20 protein-coding genes and 1 tRNA gene are annotated in these 25,405 nt (G+C 34.2%); 12 read left to right on the forward strand and 9 right to left on the reverse strand.

The window, feature by feature from the left end:
* Positions 1–105: 105 nt before the first annotated feature.
* The 6 genes from hutH (at position 106) to X925_RS02330 (ending at position 7,408) form a co-directional block, all read left to right on the forward strand.
* Positions 106–1,632: a histidine ammonia-lyase gene (hutH, locus tag X925_RS02305; RefSeq protein WP_121959017.1), complete on the forward strand. Its 1,527-nt coding sequence runs from the start codon at positions 106–108 to the stop codon at positions 1,630–1,632.
* Between the two features lie 17 nt (positions 1,633–1,649).
* Positions 1,650–3,677 (forward strand): urocanate hydratase, encoded by a 2,028-nt coding sequence (locus X925_RS02310; protein WP_121959018.1) that lies wholly within the window; start codon positions 1,650–1,652, stop codon positions 3,675–3,677.
* A 12-nt stretch (positions 3,678–3,689) separates the two neighbouring features.
* Entirely contained in the window at positions 3,690–4,589 is a 900-nt protein-coding gene (gene ftcD / locus X925_RS02315; protein WP_103065147.1) for a glutamate formimidoyltransferase, read from the forward strand.
* Positions 4,552–5,865: an imidazolonepropionase gene (hutI, locus tag X925_RS02320; RefSeq protein WP_304465925.1), complete on the forward strand. Its 1,314-nt coding sequence runs from the start codon at positions 4,552–4,554 to the stop codon at positions 5,863–5,865. The genes ftcD and hutI overlap by 38 nt, the downstream gene beginning before the upstream one ends.
* A gap of 57 nt (positions 5,866–5,922) precedes the next feature.
* Positions 5,923–6,011 (forward strand) — tRNA-Leu (locus X925_RS02325).
* A gap of 218 nt (positions 6,012–6,229) precedes the next feature.
* Complete coding sequence (locus X925_RS02330) at positions 6,230–7,408, forward strand: ComEC/Rec2 family competence protein (RefSeq protein WP_103065149.1); 1,179 nt, start codon at positions 6,230–6,232, stop codon at positions 7,406–7,408.
* A gap of 30 nt (positions 7,409–7,438) precedes the next feature.
* Here the strand turns inward: X925_RS02330 and gcvH are convergent, their stop codons facing one another.
* The 8 genes from gcvH to X925_RS02370 form a co-directional block, all read right to left on the reverse strand.
* Complete coding sequence (gene gcvH / locus X925_RS02335; protein ID WP_103065150.1) at positions 7,439–7,789, reverse strand: glycine cleavage system protein GcvH; 351 nt, start codon at positions 7,787–7,789, stop codon at positions 7,439–7,441.
* A 103-nt stretch (positions 7,790–7,892) separates the two neighbouring features.
* Positions 7,893–8,489, reverse strand: a complete 597-nt coding sequence (locus X925_RS02340; RefSeq protein ID WP_012208096.1) for an ECF transporter S component — start codon at positions 8,487–8,489, stop codon at positions 7,893–7,895.
* Positions 8,490–8,533: 44 nt separating this feature from the next.
* A complete protein-coding gene (locus tag X925_RS02345; protein WP_103065151.1) occupies positions 8,534–10,534 on the reverse strand; it encodes a S9 family peptidase in 2,001 nt (666 codons plus the stop codon).
* 75 nt (positions 10,535–10,609) lie between these two features.
* Positions 10,610–11,899, reverse strand: a complete 1,290-nt coding sequence (locus tag X925_RS02350) for an amidohydrolase family protein (protein ID WP_158245193.1) — start codon at positions 11,897–11,899, stop codon at positions 10,610–10,612.
* A gap of 293 nt (positions 11,900–12,192) precedes the next feature.
* Positions 12,193–13,206 (reverse strand): dienelactone hydrolase family protein, encoded by a 1,014-nt coding sequence (locus X925_RS02355; RefSeq protein ID WP_121959019.1) that lies wholly within the window; start codon positions 13,204–13,206, stop codon positions 12,193–12,195.
* A gap of 34 nt (positions 13,207–13,240) precedes the next feature.
* Positions 13,241–14,164 (reverse strand): alpha/beta hydrolase, encoded by a 924-nt coding sequence (locus X925_RS02360; protein WP_233186677.1) that lies wholly within the window; start codon positions 14,162–14,164, stop codon positions 13,241–13,243.
* A gap of 132 nt (positions 14,165–14,296) precedes the next feature.
* Positions 14,297–15,496, reverse strand: a complete 1,200-nt coding sequence (locus X925_RS02365; RefSeq protein ID WP_103065155.1) for a hypothetical protein — start codon at positions 15,494–15,496, stop codon at positions 14,297–14,299.
* 13 nt (positions 15,497–15,509) lie between these two features.
* On the reverse strand, positions 15,510–16,991 hold the full coding sequence (locus X925_RS02370; protein WP_103065156.1) for a B12-binding domain-containing radical SAM protein: 1,482 nt from the start codon (positions 16,989–16,991) through the stop codon (positions 15,510–15,512).
* Positions 16,992–17,174: 183 nt separating this feature from the next.
* Here X925_RS02370 and X925_RS02375 point away from each other — a divergent pair, with 183 nt between their 5' ends.
* Positions 17,175–18,485: an alpha-amylase family glycosyl hydrolase gene (locus X925_RS02375; RefSeq protein ID WP_103065157.1), complete on the forward strand. Its 1,311-nt coding sequence runs from the start codon at positions 17,175–17,177 to the stop codon at positions 18,483–18,485.
* Positions 18,486–18,487: 2 nt separating this feature from the next.
* Here X925_RS02375 and X925_RS02380 read toward each other — a convergent pair whose 3' ends face one another.
* Positions 18,488–19,192, reverse strand: coding sequence for a YjjG family noncanonical pyrimidine nucleotidase (locus X925_RS02380; RefSeq protein ID WP_103065158.1), 705 nt, complete (start codon positions 19,190–19,192; stop codon positions 18,488–18,490).
* A 365-nt stretch (positions 19,193–19,557) separates the two neighbouring features.
* On the opposite strand from X925_RS02380, the gene X925_RS02385 reads away from it, so the two are divergent.
* The 5 genes from X925_RS02385 (at position 19,558) to X925_RS02405 (ending at position 25,400) form a co-directional block, all read left to right on the forward strand.
* The gene (locus X925_RS02385; RefSeq protein WP_103065159.1) at positions 19,558–20,850 is read left to right on the forward strand and encodes a YeeE/YedE family protein; all 1,293 of its coding nucleotides are present in this window, start codon (positions 19,558–19,560) and stop codon (positions 20,848–20,850) included.
* 89 nt (positions 20,851–20,939) lie between these two features.
* Positions 20,940–22,637, forward strand: a complete 1,698-nt coding sequence (locus tag X925_RS02390) for an FAD-dependent oxidoreductase (RefSeq protein ID WP_103065160.1) — start codon at positions 20,940–20,942, stop codon at positions 22,635–22,637.
* 99 nt (positions 22,638–22,736) lie between these two features.
* The gene (locus X925_RS02395) at positions 22,737–23,525 is read left to right on the forward strand and encodes an ABC transporter permease (RefSeq protein WP_121959020.1); all 789 of its coding nucleotides are present in this window, start codon (positions 22,737–22,739) and stop codon (positions 23,523–23,525) included.
* Positions 23,526–23,562: 37 nt separating this feature from the next.
* The gene (locus tag X925_RS02400; protein WP_103065187.1) at positions 23,563–24,609 is read left to right on the forward strand and encodes a MetQ/NlpA family ABC transporter substrate-binding protein; all 1,047 of its coding nucleotides are present in this window, start codon (positions 23,563–23,565) and stop codon (positions 24,607–24,609) included.
* A gap of 20 nt (positions 24,610–24,629) precedes the next feature.
* Entirely contained in the window at positions 24,630–25,400 is a 771-nt protein-coding gene (locus X925_RS02405; protein ID WP_199171173.1) for an ABC transporter ATP-binding protein, read from the forward strand.
* Positions 25,401–25,405: the final 5 nt, after the last annotated feature.

The raw sequence follows: 25,405 nt of genomic DNA on the forward strand, positions 1-25,405 counted from the left end.
TCGCCATTAAACCGCTCTATTTAAAAGTGAGAAATTTTTTTCATGGTGTTATAATTTTGATAGAAGATGTGAAATTTTTGCTTGATCGAAAGTGAGGTCTTATATTTGAAAAAGGTCTATATAGACGGCGAACATCTGAGTTTGGAAGATGTGATTAATGTAGCTAGACATTATTACGAAGTGGCTATCGATAAATCTGTCCTTGAGAACATTGAGAACTCCAGAAAAATTGTAGAAAAGTTTGCAGAAGAGGAAAAAGTCATATATGGTATAACTACTGGCTTTGGAGAACTCTGTAATGTTTTCATTTCGAACGATAAAACAGAGAAATTACAAAAGAATCTGATCAGAAGCCATGCATGCGGAATTGGGGATCCTTTGGATATAGAAACTGTTAGAGCGATTATGTTGCTTCGTGCGAATTCTTTGGTCAAAGGTTTTTCTGGAATAAGGTTATCCACCATACAATCTCTGATTGATATGATCAACAAGAAGGTTCACCCAATAATACCAGAAAAAGGATCTTTAGGAGCCAGTGGTGATCTTGCTCCTTTAGCCCATATGGTTTTACCGATGATAGGAGAAGGAGAAGCTTATTACGAGGGCAAACGGTTAAATGGAAAAGAAGCGATGAAGTTGGCGGGAATAGATACGATAAATCTTGTTGCCAAGGAAGGTCTCGCTTTGATAAATGGAACACAAGTTATGACGGCTATAGGTGCATTATCGATATACGATAGCATAGAACTTTTAAAAACAGCAGACATAATTTCATCGTTGAGTTTTGAGGCGCTGAACGGTGTCATCGAGGCTTTTGATGACAGGGTACACAATCTAAGACCTCATAAAGGGCAAATTGGGTCCGCTAATAATTTAAGGAAAATACTTGAAGGTAGTAAAATGGTGTCTCATCAAGGGGTATTACGTGTTCAAGATGCCTATTCCTTGAGATGTATCCCGCAGGTTCACGGTGCTTCACGTGATGCGGTAAATTATGTAGAAGATATCATCGTGAAAGAGATGAATGCAGCAACCGATAATCCTTTGATATTTTCAAAAGAAGAAGAAGCAATATCTGCGGGGAATTTTCATGGCCAACCAATTGCATTGGGCATGGACTTTTTGGCGATTGCTTTGTCTGAAATTGCAAATATATCAGAAAGACGAATAGAAAGGCTTGTTAATCCTAAATTGAGTGGATTACCTCCTTTTCTGATAGAAGAAAGTGGATTGAATTCTGGGTTTATGCTGGTTCAATATTCAGCCGCTTCGTTGGTTTCAGAAAACAAAGTCTTAGCCCATCCTGCAAGTGTTGACTCAATTCCTTCTTCTGCAAACCAGGAAGATCACGTTTCTATGGGTACAATCGCAGCGAGAAAGGCAAAGAATATTCTAAACAACGTCCAAAAAGTATTAGCTATGGAAATGCTGTGTGCTTGCCAAGCGATAGACTTACGAGGAAATAAAGGTTTAGGAAAAGGTTCAAAGATAGTATATGATATAGTTAGAGATAAGGTACCGAAGATAACCGAAGACAGAGCGATGTACGAAATGATAGATAAGAGTGAAGAAATCTTAAAATCTGGCATAATCGTTAAAGAAGTGGAAAAAGAAACTGGTAAATTATTTTAAAGAAAGGAGAAATTATCATGGTGAACAATATTGATATTTCAAATGCAATGTCCATTAAGTTGGATGATGAACTCCCTCCTATGCCCAAATTCATCGAAGGCATAAGAAGGGCACCTAAAAGACCTTTAAACTTATCAAAAAGAGAAGTAGAACTAGCCCTTGCAAACGCCTTAAGGTACGTGCCGGAAAATTTGCATGAAAAATTGGCTCCAGAATTTCTGCAAGAGTTGCTTACTCGAGGTAGAATTTATGGATACAGGTATAGGCCTGAGGGCAACATTAAGGCAAAACCTATAGATATGTACAAGGGTAAATGTATTGAAGGAAAGGCATTTCAGGTCATGATCGACAACAACTTGGATTTCGATGTTGCTTTGTATCCTTATGAACTGGTAACCTACGGTGAAACCGGTCAAGTATGTCAAAATTGGATGCAGTACAGATTGATTAAAAAATACTTAGAAGAACTAACGAGAGAACAAACTTTAGTTGTGGCTTCAGGACATCCCTTAGGCTTGTTCAGATCAACCCCAAATAGTCCACGAGTGATAATAACAAACGCCTTGATGGTTGGGATGTTCGATGACCAAAAACATTGGATCAAGGCACAAGCTATGGGTGTCGCCAACTACGGGCAAATGACTGCAGGAGGTTGGATGTATATAGGACCTCAAGGTATCGTTCATGGCACTTACAATACCTTGTTGAATGCTGGAAGGTTGAAATTAGGAATACCACAAGATAGTGATCTAAGAGGACGCTTGTTTGTTAGTTCAGGTTTAGGTGGAATGAGCGGTGCGCAAGCTAAAGCGATAGAAATCGCAAGAGGCGTTGGGATAATTGCAGAAGTGGATTATTCGAGAATACAAACAAGACTCAACCAAGGTTGGCTAAAAACCTACAGCAAAGATTTGGACGAAGTTTTTGAAATAGCCTCCGATCATCTAAATAGAAGAGAACCCATTTCCATCGGTTATTATGGTAATATTGTAGATCTATTGGAATACATTGTAAAGAAAGGTATAAAGGTAGATTTGCTATCAGATCAGACGTCTTGTCACGCCGCCTACGAAGGAGGGTACTGCCCTCAAGGCTTAACTCATGAAGAAAAGAATCAACTCTTAGAAACAAATAAAGAGAGATTTGTTGAATTAGTCAACAATTCATTGAGAAGACATTTTGAGCTTATAAAAACAATGGTTGAAAGGGGAACCTACTTTTTTGACTATGGGAATAGTTTCATGAAGGCGGTTTTTGATGCAGGGGTGAAAGAAATAGCAAAAAATGGGTTGGATGAAAGTGAAGGATTCATATTTCCCTCGTATGTGGAAGATATAATGGGACCGTTAATATTCGACTATGGTTATGGACCTTTCAGGTGGGTATGTTTAAGTGGAAAAAGGGAAGATCTATTGAAAACGGACAAAGCAGCGATGGAATGCATAGATCCCAATAGAAGAGGCCAGGATAGAGACAACTACATATGGATTAGAGATGCAGATAAAAACAACCTTGTTGTAGGTACTCAAGCTCGGATCCTTTATCAGGATGCTATGGGAAGGATGAAGATAGCTCTTAAATTCAATGAAATGGTTAGAAAAGGGGAAGTTGGCCCCATTATGCTCGGAAGGGATCATCACGATGCGGGTGGAGCTGACTCTCCTTTTAGAGAAACTGCGAATATAAAAGACGGGAGTAATATAATGGCTGATATGGCAACCCATGATTTCGCTGGAAATATAGCAAGGGGAATGAGTTTGGTAACACTGCACAACGGAGGCGGAGTTGGTATTGGTAAAGCCATTAACGGTGGTTTTGGCTTGGTTCTCGATGGAAGTGAAAGGGTGGATGAAATAATAAAGAACGCAATTCCATGGGATGTTATGGTTGGGGTTGCCAGACGATCATGGGCTAGGAATGAAGCTTCTATAGAAACATCCATAGAGTACAACAAAGAAAACAAAAATACAGACCACATAACTTTACCGTACATTGCTGATGAAAATATGGTAAAAGATTTAGTTGATAAATATTATCAGGGTTAGGAGGTAGATACTTTGAACAAAATTGTAGAATGTGTTCCAAATTTCAGTGAAGGAAGAGATAAAGAAAAATTAGAGCGTATTGTAGATGAAATAAGAAAACAAGAAGGAGTAAAATTATTAGATTACTCTATGGACAGAGACCACAACAGAAGCGTAGTTACTTTTGTGGGGGAACCAGATCAAGTAATAGAAGCAGCTTTTAACGCTTGTAAAAAAGCGGCTGAATTGATAGATTTGAGAACCCACAAAGGTGAACATCCAAGAATGGGGGCTACAGACGTCATACCGCTCATTCCAATTAAAAACATATCGATGCAAGAGTGTGTAGAGTACTCTAAAAAATTGGCAAAAAGAATAGGAGAAGAGTTGAATATCCCCGTAATATTGTATGAAAAATCAGCCAGCCGACCTGAAAGAGAGGATTTAGCTGTTATAAGAAAAGGCGAGTTCGAAGGAATGTTTGAGAAGTTAAAACAAGAAGCGTTCAAACCAGATTTTGGCCCAGATAAACCGCATGAAAGTGCAGGAGTTACCGCCGTGGGGGCAAGGATGCCTTTGATAGCTTTCAACGTGAACCTAAATACCAACAACATAGACATTGCAAAAAAGATAGCCCAAGCTGTGAGAGGTAAAAGTGGAGGATTTAAATATTGTAAAGCGTTGGGTTTTGAATTGAAAGAAAGAAATATAGTCCAAGTTTCCATGAATATGGTTGATTACACAAAAACACCTTTGTACAGGGTATTTCAGGTGATAGAAAATGAAGCGAACAGGTATGGAGTGAACGTTGTTGGAAGTGAAATAGTTGGGTTGGTACCTTTGAATGCCCTTGTTGATACAGCTGATTACTTTTTAAAATTAGAAGATTTCAGTTATGACAAAGTTTTGGAGAATAGGATTTATGGCGATTGATATGAGCGAAAAAGCTACTTTAATAATAAAAAACATCTCAAATTTAATAACGATGAGAGGTCCTAATAGACCAAGAAAGAAAGAGGAAATGTCAGAAATTGGCTTAATAAAAAATGGCATAATTGCTGCTTCAAAAGATAAGATTATCTACGTTGGAAGTGGTGATTTGCCAAAAGACATAGAAATAGCTCAAGATGCAAAAATTATAAACGCCCAAGGGAAAACTGTAACACCCGGTTTAATAGACTCTCACACTCATTTGGTCCATGGTGGCTCAAGGGAATATGAATTATTTAAAAAATTAGAAGGTGAGAGTTACTTAGATATTTTAAGTTCTGGGGGAGGAATATACGACACCGTTGAATCAACTAAAAAGGCATCTTTTGAAGAATTACTTGAAAAGTCAGAAAAGAGTTTAAATAGAATGTTGTCTTACGGAGTAACAACCGTTGAAGCAAAAAGCGGTTATGGGCTTGATGACTTTGACACAGAATTGAAACAGCTTGAGGTCATAAGAGAACTCAATAGAATCCACCCCATAGATTTGGTTCCTACATTTTTGGGGGCGCATGCCGTACCTAAAAAGTACCAAGACAACGTCGATAAATTCGTAGATATACTCATAACTGAAATGATCCCGTATGTAGCAGAAAAAAATTTAGCTAAATTTTGTGATGTATTCTGTGAAAAAGGAGTTTTCTCAGTTGATCAATCCAGAAAAATACTTTCTGCTGCAAAAGAACACGGTCTATTCCTCAAAATTCACGCAGACGAAATAGAACCTTTAGGAGGTACCGAATTAGCTGCTGAGTTAGGCTGCGTTTCAGCAGATCATTTGGTAGGTGCAAGTGATGAAGGCTTGAAAAAAATGGCTGAGAACAACGTTATAGCTACCCTTCTTCCTACAACAACCTTCTTTTTACAAAGTGAGAAGTATGCAAACGCCAGAAAGATGATTGAACTTGGTATACCAATTGCATTATCGACCGATTATAACCCAGGAAGTTCGCCTACAGAAAATTTACAATTGGTTATGACGTTTGGGGCAATAAAATTACATATGAATCCAAAGGAAATAATTACATCGGTTACTATTAATGCGGCTTGTGCACTGAAATTAGAAGATAAAATTGGTAGTTTGGAGGTAGGTAAAAAAACTGATATGGCGATTTTCGATGTTCCAAATATAGAATACTTAATATACCACTTCGGAGTAAACCACACTCAAACTGTTATCAAAAATGGTGAAGTGTATGACATAGCCACGGTCTCTTGACAAAGCCTATAACGTAGTGTATAATAATTTTGATATATTGACATAAATAACTTTTTCGCCGGGGTGGTGGAATTGGTAGACACGTATGGTTGAGGGCCATATGAGTATTTACACTCGTGCGGGTTCAAGTCCCGCCCCCGGCACCAGAATAAAGGATCGTGTTTTACGATCCTTTTGTTTTTTGAATTAATTTTATTATATTCCTGATTGATAATCTCACTTCTGATTTCTATCTACTGGGGGTAAAAGTATAGAAAAGAAAACTGAAGTTACCTTCCCCTTTTTTATTGAATTATTCATTGCCTTTTCTTTGTTATTAGTACTTTCCTACTTGAATAAAGCCGCAGTATTAATAGGCTATTTTTTGTTTCTTCTTCTTTTAAAACTCTTTGAGAAAGATAAATTAAAAGTCTTTTTAATCGGTGTCTTGTTGTTTCCTGGCTTGTTATACATTCCCATCAATCTCAATTCAGAAGCAGGTATTTTAGGGAAAATTATAGACAAAAGAGGAAATTATTATACGGTATTTTCAAGAAAAATCTATTATGAAAATCAATGGCAGAAATACAGGAATTATTATAAATTTTACTATGGTGAATTCAGTACGGTTCCCATCACTACGGGCAAAAACGTCTACATATACGGAACCATTGAAAACGATTTTCTTAGAGCTGAATATGTGGCTCCTGCCAACAACAATTCGATTATGAAGATAAAAGATCTTGCAACCAATAGATTGTCTGAAAACATTCAAAATACCGAGGCACTTGATATATTGACGAGCTCTTTTATGGGTAATATACGGGATAAAGAGGTATTTCAAAAAACAGGGACTTTGCATCTATTTGCCGTTTCAGGTATGCACGTGTACATAATTTACTCGATGATCAGTTTCTTTCTCAACTTTTTTATCTTGAAAAGGAATTTAAGACTCATCTTATACTCCACTATCATCACTTTTTATTTGGTTTTTACCGGATTCACCCCAAGTTCTGTACGGGCTGTATCGCTTTTAGTCACTTTAAACTTATTCAGACTTTTCGACGTTCCTGTTAGCTCTTTCAACATCTTAGGATTAATAGGATATCTCAACCTTTTGTTCTTCCCCAATAATCTTATGAACGTTAGTTTCCAAATGAGTTATGCAGCAACTTTTATGATTTTATTTTCAATGAACCATATAGAAAATCAATATTTTAGATCCTTATCTGTTCCTATAGCGGCATATGTCGGTATATTTCCTATAGCGTTGATACACTTTGGAGAAATTTCTTTGATTGGACTTTTCATAACGCCCATTCTAACCCCTGCTATTTCATTACTAATCTTATGTAGCGTTCTTTCAATATTATTGCCTTTCAATTTTGTTCATTCTTTTTCAACTTTTTTTGCTTTGTCAATAAAAAACTTCGTAAATCTTTTTACATTTTGGGAGCCAATTGAATTTAATTCTTTATTTATTCCGTTATTTCTATGGAGTTTGATCTTTTTGCTTTATGTCTGGCTTCTTCAAGTTAACAAAAGAAAAAAGGACCCCATTTAATAAGGGCCCTTAATTTTGAATCATACTTGTCTACATTGGAGGTTCTTCATCCAAAAGATCTTCGATCTCTGATTGATCAGAAAATTCAATTTTTACAATCCATCCTTTATTTTCCGCATCTTCGTTTATTATTTCCGGCTGGTCTTCAAGATCTTTGTTAACTTCAACAATTTTTCCACTTAAAGGTACATATATATCTTCGGCTGACTTCACAGATTCTATGGTGCACAGGACTTCACCTTTTTTTACTTCTTTCCCAACTTCTGGTAATTCAACGTAGGTTACATCACCCAATTCTTCAGCAGCCTTCGCAGAAATCCCAACAGTTGCAATATTTCCTTCTATTGTTACATATTCGTGGGTAGCTGTGTATTTCTTCATAATACTTGACTCCTCCTTTTAATTTGTAATTTTTGTTGTCTATAGAAATCAAAAAAGTTGCTATAGCGCCCTTCCCCCGCATCCCACCCAAATGATGAGATAATCAATAGCCTGCCTTTTTTACCGCTCTGATTACCCCAACAGTTATTAAAATCGCTATTATGATCTCTGGAATACCGTTTGTTAGGCCTATAGCCAACACTACCCCACCTACGGCTTCCCTTGCTACTCCCATAGCGGTAGCTATCCTGTCGGCAAATAAGAGATACATCATACCTAAAACACCTGCGGTGTTAGTAAAAGTTCCTAAAGCAGCACTTACACCAATAGATACGCTATCTCTCCATTTTGAAACTTTTTCTTTATTACTCGAGAAAAGTTCAAATACTAACCTGTATGAATAATATGAAACTAAACCAATCAATATTCTTGGTAATACAGAAACTAAAGGATTAACAAAAGCAAAAGACAATATATTCGGTCTTAAAAGTGCTTGAATTATACTAGACACCCCAAATATCAAACCTATAACCATTCCTGCAATAGGTCCCTCCAATATTGCCCCAATTATAACTGGAATATGCATAGTTGTTGCATTCGCTGGAGGAATAGGGATAAATCCCAATGGAGTAAATCCTAGAACAAAAGAAATACCAGATAACAACGATATAGTTACCAAGCGTTTGGTTTTTGATCTCATGCTTTTTCTCCTTTTAATGTGAAAAGTTAGCTACAAACATTTAACTATTTTAAATAATTGTCAAACCACGCGGTAATCTCTTTTAATCTTCTTACTCGATGTTTTGGTTTTCCACTTCTGCTCAACTCATGATTTTCTCCTCTGAACATAACCAATTTTGATTCCACGCCATTGTATTTGAGTGAAGTGAACATCTGCAATCCTTCAGCCAACCAACAACGGTAATCTTCTTCCGAATGTATAAAAAGAGTTGGAGTTTTAACGTTATCTGCGTATTTCATAGGTGAATGGAACCATAACTTTTCATAATCACTCCAGGGGGTGGCTGCTTGTTGATCTTCAACGAAATAGTAACCGATATCGGTAGTGCCAAATTTAGCTATCCAATTCGCTATACTTCTTTGAGAAACAGCAGCCTTGAACCTATCAGTATGTCCAATTACCCAGTTGGTCATATAACCACCATAAGAACCACCTGTTACCCCTATTCTATTTTCGTCTATGAAAGAGAACTTTTCCAATACTTTATCAACAAAGTCCATTATGTCTTCATAGTCTATTGTTCCATACTTTCCTCTGATATCTGCAAACTCATCCCCTCTTCCATCACTTCCTCGGGGATTACAAAACATAACAACATAACCTTCATTTGCCCAATACTGCATTTCATGGAAAAAAACATCTCCACCATAAACGGTTTTTGGGCCACCATGAATATCTAAGATTGCGGGGTATTTCTTGTTCTCTTCAAAATTAACAGGTTTCATAACCCATCCTTCTATTTCTATCTCACCTTTGCCAAGAAAGGTTATTTTTTCAGGCTTAGATAAAGTTTTTTCTCCTATTACCCATTCGTTGAAAGTAGTTAGTTGTTTCTCTTCATTGCCTGCTAATTCGTATAGTTCTTGAAGTTTAACATCTCTCATCCCCACAAAGATGATACGATCTTTAAATACATCAAAACCATCAACGGATCCGCTTTGTGTGGTTAATTTTTCCCTCTTACCTCTCTCATCTATTCTATTTATGAAAGAATTTCCATACTCTGTTGTTTCAAAATAAAGGTAATTGTCCTCCACTTTGAATTCACTATTAGAACCATATCTACAATCAGAACCTACAGAACTCCAAGTACTAAAATCAAAATCAGTTTGAATTTGTTTCACTTCTTTTGTTTGTAAGTCCATCAAATAAAATTTTGGGTTCTCGTTGATTCCATACTCTTTCATGTTGGACCCTAAGAAGATTATTTTCTCTTTGAGAAAGTCTGCATATACATAATTGAAAGGATCTTCATGAGTTAATTTTTCTAAACTTTCTTTCTTTAAGTCATATAAATAAAGATCGGATCTTATTTCCATTTTATCTTTAAAAGTGTTGGAAATGAAAAGTATTAAATCTTTCTCTTCATTTAATTTAAAACCTTCTACGTTTGTCAATTCATCTGTTAAGGGGGTAACTTTCTTATCTTCTAACGTATAAATGTATAATCTATTTCTTTTCTTGTTGGTAAATCCTCGGCCATTCGACCAGAAGGGTATTTCATCTAAAACTTCGTAATCTTTTTCTTCTTTGAGCTTATCCAATTCCTTTTCTTTTTCTTCCTTTGAAAGGTTATCCAAATTCTTATATTTCGGGTCGTAAATACCAGTTACAACAAACTTATCCTTAGATATGGGTTCAATATCTGATGCAAAGAACGGGAGTTCAAAGTATTTTTGAGCTTCTCCACCTTTGATGTTTATTATATAAAAAATTGTAAAAGGTTCTCCCTTTTCTTTCCTCTTTTTATCCTTTTCCTCTCTTACCGTTGAGAAGATGATATTCTCATCGTCCAACCATACATAAGAACTTTCTTGATTGAAAGTAGTAAGTTTGTTGGTCTTTCTATTATCTACATTGTAAAGCCATATATTTGATAGATACTTGTTCTCATCGACATCCATCTCAGAGACAACAAAAGCTAAGTTTTTACCATTCGGTGAAAATTTTGTGTTCGATATAAATTTGTACTTTGTAAAATCCTCTAAAGCTAATTTCTCCATTACTCTACCTCCTCACAAAATGTAATTATTACTGTCGTTAAAATTCTAATACTTGCACTTTTTTAAAATCAAAATCTAATTTTCATTTTGATAGATCTTTGGTTGAGATATTTCAACAAAAGGATCGTCCTGAAATATTAAAGCGTTACTTTCCATGCTTTCTTGCCTATCAATGTTATCTATGGTTTCTGGGCCATAGATAAGCTGATACAAAGAATAATTGTAAGGGATACCTATTTCTTTCAATCTTTTAATATCTCTCAACCAATCTGGTTCTTCAACTGGAGCATCTGATGAAATAAAAAGAGGAACTTGTGACTTGTATAAATCATAAAATCTAAACGCATCTTTTACCCTTTCACCCAATCTATCTGCAATAAAAACTTTATCGGATTCAATGAATTGAGGTTGTATGTCTACAATAAGGTTATGTTTTTTAATCCTTTCTATTTGGTTAGAACTAAGCAGAATAGCATGAATTATTCTATGCCTTAATTTAGGATTGACTCTTTCAAAAACTCGTAAAATTTGTTCTATAGCCCCATCTCCTATAGCATGAGCAGCTAAATGAAGTCCGTTATCTTCACAAAATTCAACAACCGCAGTTAACTCAGTATCTTCCCATAATTTTTCCCCATACGTATCAGAATCGGTGTACTTATTAAGCAATAAAGCTGTTCGTGCACCTAACGAACCATCCAAATATATTTTAACACATTTAAATTCATTAAAATATCCTGATTCATAATATTTTGAAAGCTCATTATAGCCCTTAACGGCAACCTTTTCATATACAAAAAAATCATTATCGTGTGTAAATGGTAACTCGTCTTGAGAAATACCATGTAAATCATCTGAATGAACAAAACCATACCCTTTTTCTTTTAAATACCTCTTTGAGGTCTCGTAATTATTTTTTACGTCTGTGAAAGGGCCAAAGGTTTTATAAAATTTATCGATCGCACTTTCTTTGATTTTTCCTTCTTCAAAATCCACGTAATTACTTGAATCTGAAAAATCAATACCCTCAAAAACCTTTGAATTAACAACCGCAAAATGTCCGCATCTTCTAACCAACATGATGGGGATTTCTCTGTTTATTGAATCTAAAAAATTTTTATCAGGATTTGCAAATTCTTCGGTCCAACCTCTTAAAACAATTTTATTCGGTCTTTTACTGACAATTTCTTCTATAATACCCTTAATTTCAGATAGTTTCTTTTTCTCCAAAGTCGGTTGAGACAGCTTTTCTCCCAATCCCAATATATGTAAATGTGAATCTGTTATCAATGGAGTAACGAATATCTGTTTGTTGTGTTTAGTGCTCACAAATTTAAACTTACCATTTCTACTGAGTTTAAACAAAATTCAATTTCCCCCTTTTTAAGTCAATGTTTCTACCTTATTTCAATATTTTACCACTAATCTTTTTTTATTTTTTAAATTAAATGCAAGTTTCGATTTTTAAGATTTATCGACATAATTGACTAAAGAGAAGTGAAATGTCATCTTTACTCTGAAGAAATTGTAAACTAAGTAAAATGTAGAAATTGCAGGGTAAAAGAAAAAATGAAGGCGTTCAATTTCGACGCCTTTATTTTTTATATCTCGCTATGAACATGAATTTTCTAAGTTAAAATTGATGAAGAAATATCACTTCACTTTGATAAAATAGCCAAATATCCTAAATTAGCGAAACGGTATTTAATTTCTTCGAACCTCATTTCGTTAATTATAATATTTGATATTAACCTTTGAAAAGGTAGCCAGGTAATATGATCAATGGGGACCGTCACCTTTCTAGGTCTTCCTAAGTTTTCCCATAGAACCCTTCTTGTATTTTTGGGTAAGGTTTTATCAAAAGCTGCTTCTAAGAATGTTACCTTTTCTCTGTTTAAAAATTTGGCATAGGCTGCAGGATCAACCTTCATCAATGGATGTATATCTGAATTTAAAAACTCTTGAATGTTCTTAAACTCTCCTATCCTCTTTAAATCGTTTTGAAAGGTCTTTCTTAGCCTTTCTCTATCGCTTAAATAAGCTATTTGGTCTTTCTTTTTAAGCAATTCCCTTCTTGTAAATTCCAATGTAGGTGATTCCCATATAAGTTCAGCCATGTTTCCACCACTGGCTATAATGAAATTGTGCTTTATTTCAGGATTTAAAGCGTTAGCGATAACAGATACCATGCCCCCAAGGCAGTATCCTATCATGAAGTTTCGCTCGTGCCAAAGCGCGTTCGCTTTCAAAAAATCTATGATACTTAATACGTCAACAACCGCATGTTCCCAGGTGTTCAAGGTTGTATAAATATCGGCAGAAAAATAATTTTTACCACTCATAGATCCGTTAGATGTTCTGGTATAATTGTCGGGTAATAATGGTACTACAGCCCTTATGCCTAATTTGGAAAAATATCGCCCCATTTTTAAGATATAGGTAATGTTTTTAGTTCCCAAACCATGAAGTATCAAAGCAACACCCAAAGCCTTTCCTCGGGGTTCAAAAAGATAGATTTCATTAGTTTCGGTACCTTTTTTATTATATTTGTATAAAGAATTAAATTTTATTAATGATTCTCTATAATTTTTACCTTTATTTATGAAAGCTTGAGTAAATTCTATATTTTGTTTTGCATAACTAAAATCTATTTTAAAATTCTCTTGTAGCATATGTTCATCTCCCCATCTTCGTAGATCTTTATTTCTAAACAGCTCTTCTATTTAATGTATCATCAGTTTCTTTATTTTGGCATACTTTTTTAATAAAACTCACCGTTTTTTCAACAAATTTCTGGGTTAAAACATCTTTTAATTCTAATTCGAAAGAATGCTTCCCTTTTGGATGAATTAACAATGTAGAAGGAACACCACATTCTTTTATTTTCTGGTTTAACTTTATAGAAGTTGTTACAGGGACGGTAGCGTCTTTTTCCCCATGTACTAACAGTGTTGGAACCATTCTTTCAGATATATAATTTATAGGTGAATATAACTTATATTCTTCAAATTTTGTTTTAGGCGTTCCTTTCATTGTGGTTGTAACTGCAAATTGTGCAAAAAGAGAATCTACTTGATTACTCCACAGATCTAAAAGATCCGATGGAGCGTACCAAGCCACAACTCCCTTTATTCCCTTCATCTTTTCAAAATGATTGTAGTAAGAATTATATGCTGCATAATAAAGTGACAAAGTACCGCCTGCGGACGTGCCCATCAACACGATATTTTCTTTGTCTAAACTCAGCTCTTCACTATGATCTTTTATATAATTTAGGGCGTCGTGGTAATCTTCTATCAACTCTTCATATTTGTTTAAATAGCTATACCTGTAATCTATTGCAACAACGGCAAATCCTCTACTCGCTAAAAATTTTGCCCATGCGGTAACGCTTGATAATTTCCTACTTCCAGTTATCCACCCTCCTCCATGAGCAAAAAAGACTACAGGAAATTTGCTTTTTTCTTTAGAAGGATAGTAAACATCTAATTTCAAAGGTAACTTTTCCTTTTTATACTCCACAGTAATTGCATCAGTATAGGAACCTTTCTTAACTTCCAATGGAAGGTTCCCAAATACAGATTTCTTAATTGTTTTTGCATTCAATAGAATTATTAGAAAAAAAGTCATCAAAGCATTCCAGAAAAAAAGAAAAAACAAAAGAATTAATCCAAAGATTTTAGCAATTTTTTTATACTCATTTTTGTCGGAATTTTCTTCATTCACCTTTTCGTTGTTTATTCAAATCACTCCGATAGAGTTTTATTGTTCGTTCATATTGATCTTTTCTCTGTTTATAACAAAAATATCAGATTCTGAATAATAATTAGTAAAAAAAACATATTTTTTGTCGGGTGTATATGTTGGATAGAAGCAGTCATTTGTCAACATGCCTGATAAATTCCTTTTTTCTCCATCATCGTATTCATATATACTGAAATAGGTTCCGTTAAACTCAGAAAACACAAGAAGCTCTGAACCATTTGACCAATTATCGGTTTGATTATTTTGTTGTGCTATTAACGGTGAGATACTGTTTTCTTCGTCAACAAAATAAACATTCATATTCGCCGTTTGATGATCCACACCATAAAAACTGATTTTGTTACCATCCCATTTGGTGGGGCGAAATTTCAAAAGATCCTTTGATTCCGTTAATTTCTCAAGTTTATCGTAGTATAAGTCATAAATCCAAACTTCAGTCCACTGACCACCATCTTCATCCATAGTGAATAGAATCAAAGTATTATCATAAAAATATGGTGAATAAGCATTCTTATCGGACGGACTTACTTTTTGAATCTCCTCAGTTTCTAGATTATACAATACAATATCCCATTTTCCAAACAATGTAGTTTGAAAAGTTAAATACTCATCGTTTGGGGAAATATCAGGAAAATACTCAGCAGAATATTCCAATGGAATCTTATCTTGTGTACCTTCTTTAAAGTCAAAAATATAAATTTCCCTATTACCAATATATCTGTCGCTTACAAGATACAACTTATTATTTTGAAAAACAGGGTATTCATCTACCCCTTTCCAAAAAGTGATCTGTAAAACATCCCAGTTTTCTCCATACAAAAACCTTTGAATGGATAATGTCTCCAGAGTTTTTACCGCAAACTTTTCTACCCAATCACTAGTTTCACCAGATTCTTCAGAGTATGAAAAACCTCCGCCATCAAAGTATCCAAACGCAATTGTGATATTTTCCTTAGTATTTGTAAATATATTCATTGTTACATCATAATCATTGATATTTATGGAGTTAGACATCGCATCTTTTATGTTTATATTGTACATATAACTTCCGATACTTTTTATTTTTTCTGCAATTTGATTTGTTATCCATGTATTATCGTTTAAATTTATAATCATATTATCTTTTGATAGATTTGCAGCAAAAGAGACTACTATAACGGGAATAAATGCAAAAACCAAAATTATCTTTTTTATCATACCTTTTCTCACCTTATAAATTTTCTGCAATTTTCCTGAAATGGTAACCGTAAATTGAAAGAGAAATCATTTTTGGAAAAGCTTTAGGTTTCTTAAACAAACTCCAAAAAAACATTTTCCAATATTGTTTTCTTTCTTTACCAACAATCCCTAAAATAAAGATGGATTTAATAAAAGCACTAATTTCTTGAAAACCTATCTTAGCCTTGGAGAATCCAGGTACCTTATAATTAACCAAAAATTTCTTCAAACGATCATAATAGTTTTTGGGCTGATAAAGCTTAGCAACAAGATTTTTGTAATTCTTGACTAGGATTTCCAAGTTCATCTTTGGAATTATATTCGTATTGATATCCACATTGTTTCCACTTATTTCTCCCCGTAATCTATTTTCCTTGAGTAATCTTGAGTATAATTCACTTCCCCTTGGCGCATTTAAAATGCCAACCATGGCGGTAACTATGCCGTTTTTCTGAATAAACTCGAATTGCTTATCGAAAATTGTGGGCTTATCACTGTCAAAACCGACAATAAATCCTCCCTGAATTTCAAAACCAAAACTTTGAATTTTTTTGATAGACTCTTCAAGATTTTGCTTAATATTTTGATACTTATTAGCTTCTCGTAGACTATCCGGATCAGGGGTTTCTAAGCCAATAAAAACTCTGTCAAAACCCGCTTTGAACATCAAGTCCATGAGTTGATCATCATTAGAAAAATCTACAGACACTTCGGTATAAAAAGAAAACGGGTAACCATGAGCTTTTTGCCACTGTATTATTGCGGGTAACACATCTTTTTTTAATTTTGATTTATTTGAGATAAAATTATCGTCTACAAAGAAAACAGAACGCCTCCACCCTGCATCGTACAAAGATTGAAGTTCTTGAATCAACTGTACGCTTGTCTTAGTTCTGGGTTTTCTACCATTCAAGGCGGCAATATCGCAAAATTCACAATTATAAGGGCAACCTCTAGAATACTGGATGCTCATGGACCCATACCATTTGAGATTTAACAGATCCCACCTGGGAACAGGCGTAGTTTCAATATTGCAAAAATTAGGTTTTGCATAATATCTTTTTAATTTGTTATTTTTTATATCTTCAACCAACTCATCCATTAATTCTTCCGCTTCTCCAAGAACAAAATGGTCTACAGTATTTTGAAATGTGTCGGGTTCCATTGTAAAAAGAGGACCACCGGCAACTATAGGTTTGCCATAGTCATTACATTGTTCGATCACATTTACCGCTGACTCTCTTTGAACAGCCATGGCGCTTATAAAAACATAATCTGAATTTAATATATCTTCTTTTTTTAATTTTTCACAATTCATATCCACCAACCTGATGTTCCATTCTTCGGGTAGATAAGAAGCTATTGTAATCAAACCCAAAGGCGGCAAAGCAGCGCGTTTGGAAATAAATTTCAGCACGTGTTTGAAACTCCAAAATGTTTCGGGATAAGCGGGATAAACCAAAAGTATGTTCATAGTTACCCCTCCTTCTAGTTGCTTTATTGCAACGGGGCTAACGATCCATTTATAATTTAATTATACCACATTTTTTAATTTTAAATTTTAAAAGTAAAAAAAGTGAATATCTTTAGGAAACGTTTTCATTTCTTTAAAAAAAGAGTGGTAAAATAACCAGAAGTAAACTATGGGAGGAATTTTATGTTTTTAGGATACCACATTCTAATAAAATTTTATAAAAATGGAGAATTAACAAATGATTTTCCAAAGGAGAGTTATCGCTATTACGAAAAAAATGCAATAGATGGAGATCTTCAAGGTGTCATTAAAGAATTAGACTATTTAAAAGAGCTTGGGATAGATTTGATATATCTTGGGCCTATTTTTAAAAGTAAAACCACACACGGATACGATATTACCAATTATTTTTCTATCTCAGAAAACATAAGTTCCAACTCCGAAGAAGATGCTAAAGCGATCTTTAAAAAGCTTATTGAAGATGCTCATAAAAGAGGAATAAAGGTTATTATCGATCTAGTACTTAACCATGCCTCAAAGGAATTTGATTTTAATTCTGTCCCCAAAGATTTGAACATTAAAACTGAATCTCCCCGTTCACCTCAAGAAGAAAGATGGCAAAGATCCTTTTTGTTTTGGAATCTAGATGATAAAGAGACAAGAGAATTTTTAATAAGAGTTGGAGAGTATTGGCTAAAAAACTTTGAATTAGACGGATTTAGATTGGATCATGCCTTAGGCTTGCCATTAAACTTTTTAGAGGAATTTTCTACAAGGATGAAAAAAATAAAAAAAGATGTGGTAATTTTAGGTGAAGTATGGGAAGACGAGGGAGATAAGATAAAAAATTTTAATCTCCTTAAAAAGTTCAAAGGAGAAGATGCTCAACGTTTTACCAGTCTGTTTGATTTTGCTACATACGATACAATTAAAGAAGTTTTAGGAAAGAAAAATGGGTCGTTACTCGATTTATATAATCAAATAGTATTATCAAACCAATTAAACGAAAGGGTGTTCCAGCTAACTTATTTTATAGAAAATCACGATCTTCCAAGGTTCATAGATATATGCCAAGAATTAGAGACATTTTACATAGCACTTGGTTTATTAATGGCTCTTACAGGAAATGTGATGTTAGAATATGGCAATGAGATAGCTTTAAAAGGAGACTCAACAATTCAAAATTTTCACGAAAGTGGAAGAGTTGCGATGAAATTCAAAGAAGATTGGTCAGATCTAGAGAAACAAACCTTCAATTATTGTAAAAATCTCATTAAATTAAGAAGAGTTCACCCCTCTCTTTCATCAGGGAGTTATGAACTTATAACTTCGGAAGAAAATTTACTAATTTTTAAAAAGAAAGCAGCATATGACGAGATAAAGGTAGTCATTTATATCGGAGAACAAGAGTATCATTTGGATAAAGAATATTTAGATCTAATTAGAAATACAAAAGTTTTGAAATTAAAAAAAGGCATTTATTACCTTCAATGAATTTAAAGTATATTTTTCAGCTCTATAAGCTTGGATATAGCGAGAACATCCTTTTCTTGGATTTGAAGAGATTCCTCATGATTTTTAAACCAGATGGCATCAATTCCACATTTTATTGCCGGTAGGATGTCGTTTTCAAGATCATCACCAACGTAAATAATTTCATCTTTAGACTTTTTAGACATTAAAATGGCATAATTAAAAATCCTTTCATCGGGTTTCGGAAAACCGACATCTTCTGAACTAACTAAAATACTAAAATAGTCATATATTCCCGAACTTTTCATTTTAACAATTTGAGTTTCTCTAAAGCCGTTTGTCAAAATTCCCAATTCATATTTATCTTTTAAATACTCCAAAATTTCCACTGTCCCTTCGACGAGGAGTTTTTGATTCGATAAAATATTTAGGTAAGTATTATTCATCTCTTCTATCAAATCTTCCCTATGCTTTATCTTTAAAGCATTCAAAGAAATTTCAAAACGAAGAAGTTTTAATTCATGTTGACCTATTTCTTTTTTCCTATACATTTCCCATAACTTTTTATTGATCTTTTGGTAGGATTCTACAAACTTGTCCAAAGACGTTTCACGAAAAACGTGACCGTACTTTTGATAGACCAACTTCAATGCTTCTTGTGAATTACTTTCAAAATCCCAAAGGGTATGATCTAAATCAAAGTAGATCATCTTTACTTGGTTTTTCAAATATTTCACCTCTATTCTTCAACTAGATAAAATTACTGAAAAAAATCTCTTTTTTAATTATAACATTAAACCTTTTTTATTCAAAACTTATGAAATAACCATTATTTAATCTTTCTTTATTAAAAAGCTGACAAAGTTAATTCTATTTTTACTTTTTTTTGTTAGAATAATTTTGAATCGTAATTAGTGAAAGAACTAACAATTAAAATTTTAGTGTTTAAAAATATTTTATATTTTTTCATACTTCATGAACTATTTCACAAAGGGGGTGAAGCCTAAATATTAAACTAATGTTCTAGTAAAACTATTCTTTTAGAAATTTCAATCTTTTGTTTTAAAAATGCCTTTAGACAGGAGGAAAAAGTATGACTAAAACAGTAGAGAAAGTCCTTGGTTTGTTAACTTTTGCACTGATTCTCATCCTCGGAAACACACTTTTGGCAACAGATATGCTTTTTTTTAGACTTTTGATTGGAGTAGGTTTTGGATACACCTTAGCGAGAGCTTATACCGGATTTGCTGGAAGTGTCAATAGAGCTTATAGAACAGGATCTACTCAACTCATGCGTGCTATGATATTTATGTTTTTTATAACCTCTGTGATGATCATGGGATTTTTGTTTAATTCAGACCCCACTAATTACAGCCTTTGGATAAACCCAATTAATTTAGGTTTACTGTTGGGAGCTTTCCTCTTTGGTTTTGGTATGTCCCTTTCTGTTTGTTGTGCTACAGGTGTACTTACCGACTTAACTATGGGATTTACAAGAGCTTTGATAACTTTGATATTTTTTGGAATAGGTGTTTTTCTGGGATTTCCTATTCAAAGAACCGCTGGATGGGTTACCAATTCATGGATTACATCTCCAACTGGAGCTGAGTTTAGTGGAGGAGTTTTTTTGCCAGATTTATTCAAATGGGACGGTTTTCAAGGTTATTTAGGGGCTATCTTATTGTTGGGATTATTTTCCTCAATAGTGATTTTTGCTTCTTACCAATACGAAAAAAAGAGAAGGAAAGAAAATACATATTTTGGAGTTCCCTCAGAAAAAGAACAAGAAAGCAGAAAGAAATTAGATCTTTTTAATTTCAAGCTTTTTAGTCAAGAAACTTATGATCATATATTTGTGAAACCTTGGACTTTAACTGAAGGGGCAGTAGTATTAAGTATACTTTTTGTTCTATTGTTTGGAGTTACAAAGGCAGGTTGGGGAGCTTCTACTCCACACGGGGTTTTTATAGGCAAAATACTTATGGTTTTTGGTGTTTCAGGGGAAACTATTGCTGAGTTTACAAAAATGCCTGTTTCTACCTTTACTACGCCTTTTTTTCAAAATGCATCGTTAGTTCAAAACTTCGGAATAGTAGTAGGAGCACTTGCTTATCTTCTATCAGCTGGTAAATTTGTTGAATCATTTAAATCAGAGCTGCGTGTAACTGGAAAAGAAGCCTTTTTATACGCTTTGGGTGGTATTTTGATGGGATTCGGAACCCGTTTTGCCAATGGTTGTAATGTTGGAGCACTATACAGTCCTATAGTCGAATTTTCATTATCAGGTTGGATATTTTTAGCTTTCATGGTTTTAGGTGCTGTGGTTAGCAATAAGATATTTTATAAGATCCCATCAAAAACTGAGTTTAAAGTAGATAAGAATTAACACAATAGTTGTGAACTATAAAAAAAGATGAATTTCATTGATGCAATGCGATTCAGACTTTTTTTGGTCAACTAAAGGAGGCCTTTAAAATGGGTAAACGAATACTTATAGTTGGAGGAGTTGCTGGAGGTGCCTCAGTAGCAGCAAGAGCAAGAAGGCTTGATGAATCTGCTGAAATAATAATGTTTGAAAGAGGGCCCCATGTTTCTTTCTCCAATTGTGCCTTACCATTTCATTTAAGTGGTATGGTTGAAAATAGTGATGATTTAGTTTTGATGACACCAGAACAATTTAAAAAACAGTATAACATTGAAGCAAGGGTTAACAGTGAAGTTATAAAAATTATAAGGGACCAAAAGAAAGTCATTGTTAGAAATACAAAAACGGGAGAAGAATACGAAGAGCATTATGACAAATTGGTTCTTTCTCCAGGGGCCAAACCTGTTCTTCCAAAAAGTATCGAAGGAATAGACAGAGCAAATGTATTTACAGTCAGAAACGTGGTAGATATAGTTAAAATTAAAGACTACATAGAAAAAAATAACATAAAAGATGTTGCGGTAGTTGGAGGAGGTTATATTGGAGTCGAAGTTGCAGAAAACCTTAAATTAGCGGGTTATAACGTTAATTTGATAGAAGCTCTAGATCAAGTAATGCAAACGTTTGACTACGATATGGTTCAGATCTTACATAAAGAGTTATACGATAACGGTGTAAACCTTATTTTAAGTGATTCTGTAACTAAAATCTTTGATGATTATGTAGAACTAAAATCCGGTAAAAAAGTAAATGCTAGAGCTGTTATAATGGCTGTAGGAGTATGCCCTGAAACCTCTTTGGCAAAGGATGCTGGTTTGGAAATAGGTGAAACAGGTGGTATTAAAGTAGATCATAACTACAGAACAAGCGATGATGATATCTATGCTGTTGGAGACGCCATAGAAACCTATTCTGCTTTACTATGCAAACCTTGCAGACTACCTCTTGCTGGTCCTGCCCAACGACAAGCAAGGGCTGCAGCAGATCATATTTACAATATACCTCATATAAATAAAGGCGTTATTGGGTCATCAGTTGTGAAAGTTTTCAATTTAAACGCAGCTGCCACGGGCCTAAATGAAAAGCAAGCTAAAGCTAATAACATTCCTTACGACTTTGTTTATATCATTCCTCAGGATAAAGTCGGCTTAATGCCGAATAGTTATCAGCTACATTTAAAATTGATATACGAAGTTCCTACGGGAAGAATACTTGGAGCACAAGCAATTAGCGAAGGTGATGCCCCTAAACGTATTGATGTGATAGCTACACTAATTCGTATGAATGGAACATTAGAAGACTTAAAAGAGTTAGAACTATGTTATGCGCCTCTGTTTTCCACTGCTAAAGATCCAGTTAATCATGCTGCGTTAGTTGGTTTAAATCTATTGCATGGTAGATTCAGACAAGTCCCTGTGACTAAAGTTAGGGAACTTGTCGAAAATGGCGCTTTCATCATTGATTGTCGTGAAAGAGATGAATACGAAAAAGGTCATCTAAAAACCGCTGTTAACATACCGTTGAGTGAACTTAGGGAAAGACTGAATGAAATACCTAAAGATCGTCCAGTCTATATTCATTGCCGTTCTTCTCAGAGAAGTTATAATGCGATTATAGCTCTTCAAGGAAGAGGGTACAAAAATGTCTTTAATATTTCCGGTTCATTCTTAGGTACCTGTTATTATGAATATTATTTAGACCAAATCACTGGTAGAGAAAAGATAGTTACCGCTTATAATTTTGATTGATTTATGTTTAGACTAAAATTGTGATACAATTCATAGGCCATCAAGAAAATTGATGGCCTTTCATTTAAAATCTTTGTAAAAAGAGAAGGAATTGTTTGCATGAATAATAATGAATCAAACAAAAAAAACAATCATATTTTATTAACAGTATTCACTTGGTTAACGATATTTTTAGCCTGGTATATTGTTACAAAACTAGAAATATTTACTCCAACTCTGCTACCCTCACCTCAAAGAGTCTGGTCCGCTTTTTTAAATTTGATCAGAGATGGATACAACAATATTCCATTATGGGTGCATATAGGAACAAGTTTCAAAAGGTTATTCGTTTCCTTAGCTTTTGCTATAATATTTGCTTTACCTATAGGACTTTTAAGTGGTTATTTTAAAAGAGTGGAAGCGATAATAGATTCTATCGTAGAATTTTATAGGCCTTTACCTCCTTTGGCTTATTACACGATTCTTATCTTATGGTTTGGTATAGGAGACTTATCAAAAGAAGTTTTACTTTTTTTAGCCGCCTTTGCTCCCATATACATAGCTTGCGTTTCCGCTGTGAAAGGAATAAACCAAGATTATATATTGAGTGCAAGATCCTTGGGAGCAGATCAAACGAATGTGTTTTTTAAAATTGTTTTACCTGCATGTCTACCAGAAATATTTACCGGTATCAGAACTTCTTTCGGTGTGGCATACACAACTCTTGTTTCTTCTGAAATGGTTGCAGCTACCTCTGGTATTGGTTGGATGGTAATTGATGCCTCTAACTATTTAAAAAGCGATGTCATATTCGTTGGCATTTTTATAATGGGAATCAGTGGTGTTTTAATAGATTATGGATTACGATCTTTAGAAAGAAAATTAATTTTCTGGAAAGGTAAGGTTTAAAAACTGGTTTCTCCTTAGAGGAGGTGTTATGGCATATATGAAAAGTAGATTAATGAAATCTTTACTATTTTTGGTTTTAATTACATTGATAACTCTTATTTTTACAAGTTGTAATAAGGGTCAGCAAGACTTACCCGAAGAGATCAATATTGGGATTTTAAGAGTCCCGAATGACGAAACCATTGCCATTGAACAAGGGCTGTTTGATAAATACTTTACTGATAAGGGCATCAAATGTAATTTTATAGTTTTTGATTCTGGAGTAGAAGCCAATCAAGCTTTCGCCTCAGGAAGTATAGATTTTGCTACCATGGGGAACATAAATTCTATCATTGCTTTCGTTAGAGACCTTGATGTAGAGTTAATTTGGATACACGAAGTCTTGGGTGATATAGAGGCCCTGGTCGTTAGAGAGAACGATGAAATAAACAGTATAAACGATCTTATTGGTAAAAAGATAGCAACTCCTTTTGCTTCCACTAGTCATTATATTTTACTGAATATTCTCAAAGAGGCAGGAATAGAAGATAAAGTTCAACTGCTAGACATGAAAACAACCGAGATAGTTGCTGCCTGGTCAAGAGGAGATATAGATGCTGCTTATACTTGGCAACCTTCTTTAGGTGAACTTATAGCAAATGGTGGAAGAGTTTTGATTTCCAGTGAGGATATGTTAGAACAAGGCTATATTACAGCAAATGTGGCTTTAGTTAGCAAAAAGTTTTCAGAAAAGTACCCTGATTTAGTTGTATCTTTTATAGACTGTTTGGCTGAAGCAAACGACATATATTTAAATGATCCAGAACGTGCTGCTGAAATAGTTTCGAAAAATTTAGGAATATCTCCTGAAACTGCTTTAACCCAAATGCAAGGCTCAATTTGGCTTACAAGAGAAGAGATGATCAGTTCTATGTATATGGGAACAAGTGAAAAACCTGGTAATTTTGTAAGAGTCATGAAAGATACGTCAGATTTTTTAAAAACTCAGGGCTATATCGAAAGTTCGCCAAGTTTAGAAGAATTTATTGAATATATTAACCCTTATTACATTGAAAAATCCTTGGAAAAGGATGATGAAATATAGACAATCTTTATAAAGAAACTTTGATAAAAATTGAAAATTTGAGTGTCAATTACGAAACAAAAACCGGTGTGATAGAAGCTTTAAAAGACGTTAATTTAGAATTGAAAAAAAGCGAGTTTCTTTGTATTTTAGGACCCTCCGGTTGCGGAAAAAGTACATTGTTAAGAGTAATAGCAGGTTTCATCCCATTAACATCAGGGAAATGTTTGATGCATGAAAACCCCATAGAAGGGCCAGACTGGCATAGAGGAGTTGTATTTCAATCTCCTACTCTATATCCATGGTTAACTGTTAAAGGAAACATCGAGTTTGGGCCAAAAAGCAGGGGTGTCGCAAAAGACAAAATCGAAGAAATTTCAAAATTTTTTATTCAAGAAGTTGATCTTACCGGTTTTGAAGAAAAATATCCCTTCGAGCTTTCCGGAGGTATGAAACAGCGAGTAGCTCTTGCAAGAGTTTTAGCAAATTATCCTGAAGTTATCTTAATGGATGAACCTTTCGGATCCTTAGACGCATTTACTAGGAGCAATATGCAAAATTTGATTAGAAATATTTGGCAAGAAAATAATTGTAGTATATTTTTTATAACTCATGATGTAGACGAAGCTTTAATGCTAGGTACGAAAGTTTTAGTGATGTCTCCCAGACCTGGAAAAATAATCAAGGAATTTAACTTGGATTTTACCAACAAGTTGCTAACTCAAAAAGCAAAAGAGATACTTCATACAGAAGAATATTTTAATACAAAAAGCGAAATTTTAGATTTAATAAACTCTCAAAGTGAAATATAAAAAGA

The organism is Petrotoga sp. 9T1HF07.CasAA.8.2, from assembly GCF_002895585.1.
Classification (GTDB): domain Bacteria; phylum Thermotogota; class Thermotogae; order Petrotogales; family Petrotogaceae; genus Petrotoga; species Petrotoga mobilis.

Bases quoted from the DNA above. Each gene is read 5' to 3' on its own strand.
- X925_RS02310 (WP_121959018.1), top strand. From the start codon at position 1,650: ATGGTGAACAATATTGATATTTCAAATGCAATGTCCATTAAGTTGGAT.
- hutI (WP_304465925.1), top strand. From the start codon at position 4,552: ATGACAAAGTTTTGGAGAATAGGATTTATGGCGATTGATATGAGCGAA.
- gcvH (WP_103065150.1), bottom strand. From the start codon at position 7,789: ATGAAGAAATACACAGCTACCCACGAATATGTAACAATAGAAGGAAAT.
- X925_RS02340 (WP_012208096.1), bottom strand. From the start codon at position 8,489: ATGAGATCAAAAACCAAACGCTTGGTAACTATATCGTTGTTATCTGGT.
- X925_RS02345 (WP_103065151.1), bottom strand. From the start codon at position 10,534: ATGGAGAAATTAGCTTTAGAGGATTTTACAAAGTACAAATTTATATCG.
- X925_RS02355 (WP_121959019.1), bottom strand. From the start codon at position 13,206: ATGCTACAAGAGAATTTTAAAATAGATTTTAGTTATGCAAAACAAAAT.
- X925_RS02360 (WP_233186677.1), bottom strand. From the start codon at position 14,164: ATGACTTTTTTTCTAATAATTCTATTGAATGCAAAAACAATTAAGAAA.
- X925_RS02365 (WP_103065155.1), bottom strand. From the start codon at position 15,496: ATGATAAAAAAGATAATTTTGGTTTTTGCATTTATTCCCGTTATAGTA.
- X925_RS02370 (WP_103065156.1), bottom strand. From the start codon at position 16,991: ATGAACATACTTTTGGTTTATCCCGCTTATCCCGAAACATTTTGGAGT.
- X925_RS02375 (WP_103065157.1), top strand. From the start codon at position 17,175: ATGTTTTTAGGATACCACATTCTAATAAAATTTTATAAAAATGGAGAA.
- X925_RS02385 (WP_103065159.1), top strand. From the start codon at position 19,558: ATGACTAAAACAGTAGAGAAAGTCCTTGGTTTGTTAACTTTTGCACTG.
- X925_RS02390 (WP_103065160.1), top strand. From the start codon at position 20,940: ATGGGTAAACGAATACTTATAGTTGGAGGAGTTGCTGGAGGTGCCTCA.
- X925_RS02395 (WP_121959020.1), top strand. From the start codon at position 22,737: ATGAATAATAATGAATCAAACAAAAAAAACAATCATATTTTATTAACA.
- X925_RS02400 (WP_103065187.1), top strand. From the start codon at position 23,563: ATGAAAAGTAGATTAATGAAATCTTTACTATTTTTGGTTTTAATTACA.